This is a genomic window from Yoonia sp., from assembly GCF_036007805.1.
In the GTDB taxonomy this organism is placed as follows: Bacteria; Pseudomonadota; Alphaproteobacteria; order Rhodobacterales; family Rhodobacteraceae; genus Yoonia.
This window is the reverse complement of the sequence record NZ_DASYOK010000062.1, coordinates 1-4504: the sequence shown is the minus strand read 5'-3', so window position 1 is coordinate 4504 and position 4504 is coordinate 1. Positions and strand designations below refer to the sequence as shown.

Genomic DNA, 4504 nt, shown 5'->3' with positions numbered 1-4504 from the left:
GACGTTATCGACCACGGGCGCGGCGGGCGCGGATGCAAGGATTTGCAGGGCAAGCTCCAATGCGTCCTTCTGCGTGGCGATGTTCTCGCGCGGCATACCCTTCAAGACCTTCATTGCGTCGATCTTGGCCTTCTCGGCGCGGGCCATCTTCTCGGCGGCCTCGCCTTCCAGCTTCGCAAGGTTGGCCTGTGCGGCGCGGCCCTCCATTTCTGCCTGTGCGGCCTTTGCCTGTTCGCGTTCCTCGCGTTCGGGGTTTGGCATATCCGGGTCGGCGTCGGGGTCTTCCATACCGGTGACTTGGCGGATGCGGTTTACCACCTCGTCGCCGCTCGGCAGATCCATCATTTCGACAACCAGATCCAGCAACACCATGACAATCTGCGGCGCGACGGGGCCAATCTGGGTCAACACCTGCATGAACTGCTGGACTGCGGCTTGACGCAGCGATGCGTTCCAAGCGTCTTCGCTGATGATGTAATCCGCCTTGGACTGCACAATATCGTTTTCGGGCAGCCCGTCGTTGATCGTCACATAGTCGGGCGATCCGCGCCGGTTCGTGATCCGGAATGTCTTTTCCTCCGTCATGAACTGCTCGGTCAGGCTCAACACCTTCTCGCCGTGGATCTGGCGGGCAAAGCGCAGGTTGTCGAAGATCGCGGCGGTGGACATTGCGCCCTGTTCCTGCCGGGACTGGATTGCCGTGCCGCTGGTGGCGTTGGTTGTGCGCCCCAATGCCTCGTCGGTGATACCCGATAGCGTCTGCACCATCGACATGGACAGGTTCATAATGTCGAGATGGGCCGATGCCAGATCACGGTCCACGTTGATCGACAATTCCTTGCCGGGTCGCTTAACGATGATCGCGTCGGACCGGCTGATTTCTTCCTCAAACTCGTCCAGATCGGCAACCGCGCCCTCGTCCATGATGACTTTGTTGCTGTTCAGGATCGCAAGAGCTTTGGACAGGCGCTTGTTCAGGTCTTTCTGGGCGCTGATCATGCCGCGAATAATGCCGTAGGGCGTGCTGTCGGATGACTTGCGATAGCCCCAGATCGGAGTGAACGGGTAACGGTTGTGGCGGTAGGGGCTGGGTGACATCCACAACACGCCTTGCAGGGTCATGATCATGACATGCACGCGCTGCGTCAGGCGCTCGCGCACCTCTGCAAAGCCACTGGAAACTGATACCTGATGCCCAACGCTGTCCGGGTCGTATATCTCGCCCTTGAACTCTCCCCCGGCCATGCGCTTTTCAATGACGGGGATCTTGAACCAAGCCTCGATCAGACGCACGCGATCGCGCTTGTATGTCGGGTGTTCGATACTGTTGTATCGCCCGTCTGCGGTGTCCGTCAGGTATTCTTGGCTGTCCATCGCCTCATCGCCGTGGCGGTCAAGAAATGCGCCCCATTCGTAGTGGCTGGACGTGCTGGCCTCGATGATGCCCTTGCGATCGGGAAACAGGGCGCAAGCGTTGTCCAGATCGCTCCACTTGGTCCGGAACATGAACCGGGCGTCTTCAAGGTCGAGATCCTGCGCGGCGCTGTCATAGATGATGCTGCGCCATGAAGCATGGGCCTCATAGATCGGCTCTCCCTCGCTGTCGTCCTGCACTCCGCTCTCGATCCAGCCCAAGCCTACCTTGGCGGCGTCTGCGAAGGACCGCGACACATGGAACTCGGTCTTGTTCACGTCGGCCAGATACTTGAGAAGGTGCGACTTCTTCTCGGCGCTGCCTCGCGCGCCCTTGTTGCGTGGCAGGATCTTGTAATCCGTCCGGGTTCGGCGCTCTGTGCCCAACACCCAGTTGATGCTCTGCGCGATGACGTTGTAGGTCAGCGGCTCTTGTCCGCGCTTTTGCAGGATCGCAAGCGACTGCTGGTCCCACTGGTCGTGATCGTAAAAATCCTCGTCGGTCTGCATCAGGCGGCGGGCCGGGCCTTGCGTGTCCAGCTCGCGCAGATAGTGGCCGATCAGCCTGTCATGCAGGTCTTTGGCATACTGGCTGTCGAGATCAGACTTTACCGCCTTCTCCACGTTGCCAAGCAAGGACGCAGAAGGCACCTGATAGCGATCCTCTGGCCTCTGGTCGGCCTTGGTGTAGCTCTCGCGCTGGTTCGGGGTGTCGTATGCGTCACGCATGGTCTTTCACCTCGATGTGCTTGGTCTTGCCGGTGGCGTTGTCCGTGACGATCATGTCTGCGACGATGGTGTGATGGTCGCGGGGGCGCGGCGGGACGGCCAGAAGATCGCCCAGATGGTTGCGCACGATGCCGATGATCTTGCGGACGTTGGCGAGATTGTTGGGGTTGAACCCAAGGTTGGCCGCGAACAGTGCGGCGTTGACCACAATGTCCCCTTCGTCGCCTGTCTCTTCGGCCCATGCCCATGCGCGAGACAGAGGGACAACGCAGGGAATGATGCGCTCGTGGTGGATGCGCTCCATGCGCGGCGTCAGGACCATTGCGGCCTCGCCTGTGTTCTGGTTCCACGTCAGCCAGACAAGCACATCGCCGCGCCGATAGGTGGCGTGACTGATCCGCAGGTCATACGGGGCTTTGTATTCAGCCGCGTCGTTCTCGATGGTGGTGTGCTGTGTCATACCCACATGCCTCCTGCTGGCCGGTTCTTGCGCGTGGGTCGCGTGACGCCTCGCTGAATGGATGGATCAAAGCCCTGCCCCCACTGACGCAGCGCGTCGGCGTAGTTTGAGTAGCGGTCATGCAGGGGTTCTTCGGTGAAAGCGTCGATGCGCTCGTTGTATCGCTTGCGGTAGTTGTCCAAGGCGGCGATGCCGTCGGCGCAGTTGGTGGCGTCCATGAAGACGTTGGATTTCAGAGCAAGCCGGGTCGAGTTGATCCCTGTCAGCACTTGCTGGACACGCGGGACAATCTCAAAGCGCAAGCCGGGCATAAGGTCTTGCAGGATTTCCACCGCGCTCTTGCCGGTTTGCAGGCTCTTGCTGGCTGCATCGTGCGGCAGGTAGTGGATGCCGTTGAGGTTGTAACCTCGGCTGATCAGGTATTGCGCGTAATGCTCAAGGCTCTCGCCGCTGTTCTCATAGGCATGGATGAAACGGTTTTCGCGGGCGACATGCTGGTGAAACCAGATTGCCGTGGTGTCATTCCATCCAAGATCCCAGAACGTATTGACCGGTGCCTCTGCGGTGTAGGGCACAGACCGTATGCGGCCCTCTGCGCGTAGCTGCTGCATTTCGTTGGCGTAGTATGCGCCACGGATTCGGCCCTGCTTCCACAAGCCCATGAGAAGCGCGTCACGCTCCTCTTGTGCCATCTGCAACAGCGCCTCGCGGTAGCCTGTGCCGGTCAGGTATGAGTTTTCAGACAGGCGGGCCGGTATGAAGCGGCGATTGACGGTCGTGATCGTGCCTTGCTCCACGTCATCAATGTCAACCGGTATGCAAGTTGCCTTGCCGTCTTCTTGGATGCCCCAGCGCTCCATTACCCATTTCTGGCCGGGTCCGTCTGGGTTCGTGGTCGAGCGGATGTAGCGCGGCAAGGTGCGATCAGCAGAACGGCAACGTGAGAACAGATAGAGATAGCAAACGTCGGTCGGCCAAAGGGTTAGCTCATCGAAGCCAATATAATTCCATGCGCGGCCCCGATACTTGAGGCGGTCGTTGTCGTTGTTCAGATAGCCAAACTCGATCTTGGCTCCGCTTGAGAACGTCCAGACCTTCTCTGTCGCGTTGTAGGACGCTTCCTTGTCGATCTCTTGGTATAGCTCAAGAGAACGGCCAATCAGGTCGCGCAACTCTGGGAAGGACCGGCGGAACAGGATTGCGCGGTGCCGTGGGTTTTCCAAGCCACCATGTTGCAGGCAAAGCGCGTCGATCAGAAGCGCGTCAGACTTGCCCCCGCCTGCTGCACCGCCATACAGAACCTCAAACTCATCGCAGGCAAGGAACTCGGATTGCTTGTCCGTGGGCTGCCAGACAACCTCCTGCGCGCTGTCGTGGTCAATCTGGCTCTGCATGGTCATGCGTCACCACTGTCGTGTTCAATCACATGACGGGTCGAGATCTCGGCAATGTCTTTCGGCGGGACGATCACAACGCGGGCTTTGACGGTATGCTCTATCGCGTTTCCGTCTTTGCCTGTGATCTCAACGGCAGACATGGGCCTGCCATGCGCGCGGTCGATGATAGAGTTGGCCGCACTGACGCGGGCGGCTGGTGGTGCGTTTACGTCTGCGACGATAGCGGCAAGCGTTTTGAGTGCGGCAGCGGCATGTTTGCGGGCCTCACCTGCGAATGTGACCTTTGCCTGCGAGACGATGCCCGGCTTTCTGCCTGCGCCTTTGCGCGCGCCACCATGCACTTTTTCCGGCTTGGCTTTTGATTTGCCAGCCGTGACTTGATTTACGCTTTGTTTTTTCAAGTCGCCCATGCTTTCCGATACCAGATATTGTGCCGACGCTGGCTTATAGGGGTATCATATACAACATGTTGTGTCTTGGTGAAAGGATGGGGTGCTATGTGGGC

Annotated in this window: 4 protein-coding genes; all 4 read right to left on the bottom strand. The window is 59.2% G+C overall.

All coding sequences use genetic code 11. The annotated features are described in order from the left end of the window. Window positions 1–2142 (bottom strand): portal protein (locus tag VGP75_RS03855; protein ID WP_327542401.1); only part of this gene is annotated, 2142 nt, incomplete at its 3' end. Continuing rightward, a complete protein-coding gene (locus VGP75_RS03850; RefSeq protein WP_327542400.1) occupies window positions 2135–2602 on the bottom strand; it encodes a hypothetical protein in 468 nt (155 codons plus the stop codon). The genes VGP75_RS03855 and VGP75_RS03850, both read right to left, overlap by 8 nt. Further along, window positions 2599–4002: a terminase large subunit domain-containing protein gene (locus VGP75_RS03845; protein WP_327542399.1), complete on the bottom strand. Its 1404-nt coding sequence runs from the start codon at window positions 4000–4002 to the stop codon at window positions 2599–2601. Before VGP75_RS03845 ends, VGP75_RS03850 begins: the two co-directional genes overlap by 4 nt. Beyond that, a complete protein-coding gene (locus VGP75_RS03840) occupies window positions 3999–4400 on the bottom strand; it encodes a hypothetical protein (protein ID WP_327542398.1) in 402 nt (133 codons plus the stop codon). Before VGP75_RS03840 ends, VGP75_RS03845 begins: the two co-directional genes overlap by 4 nt. Window positions 4401–4504: the final 104 nt, after the last annotated feature.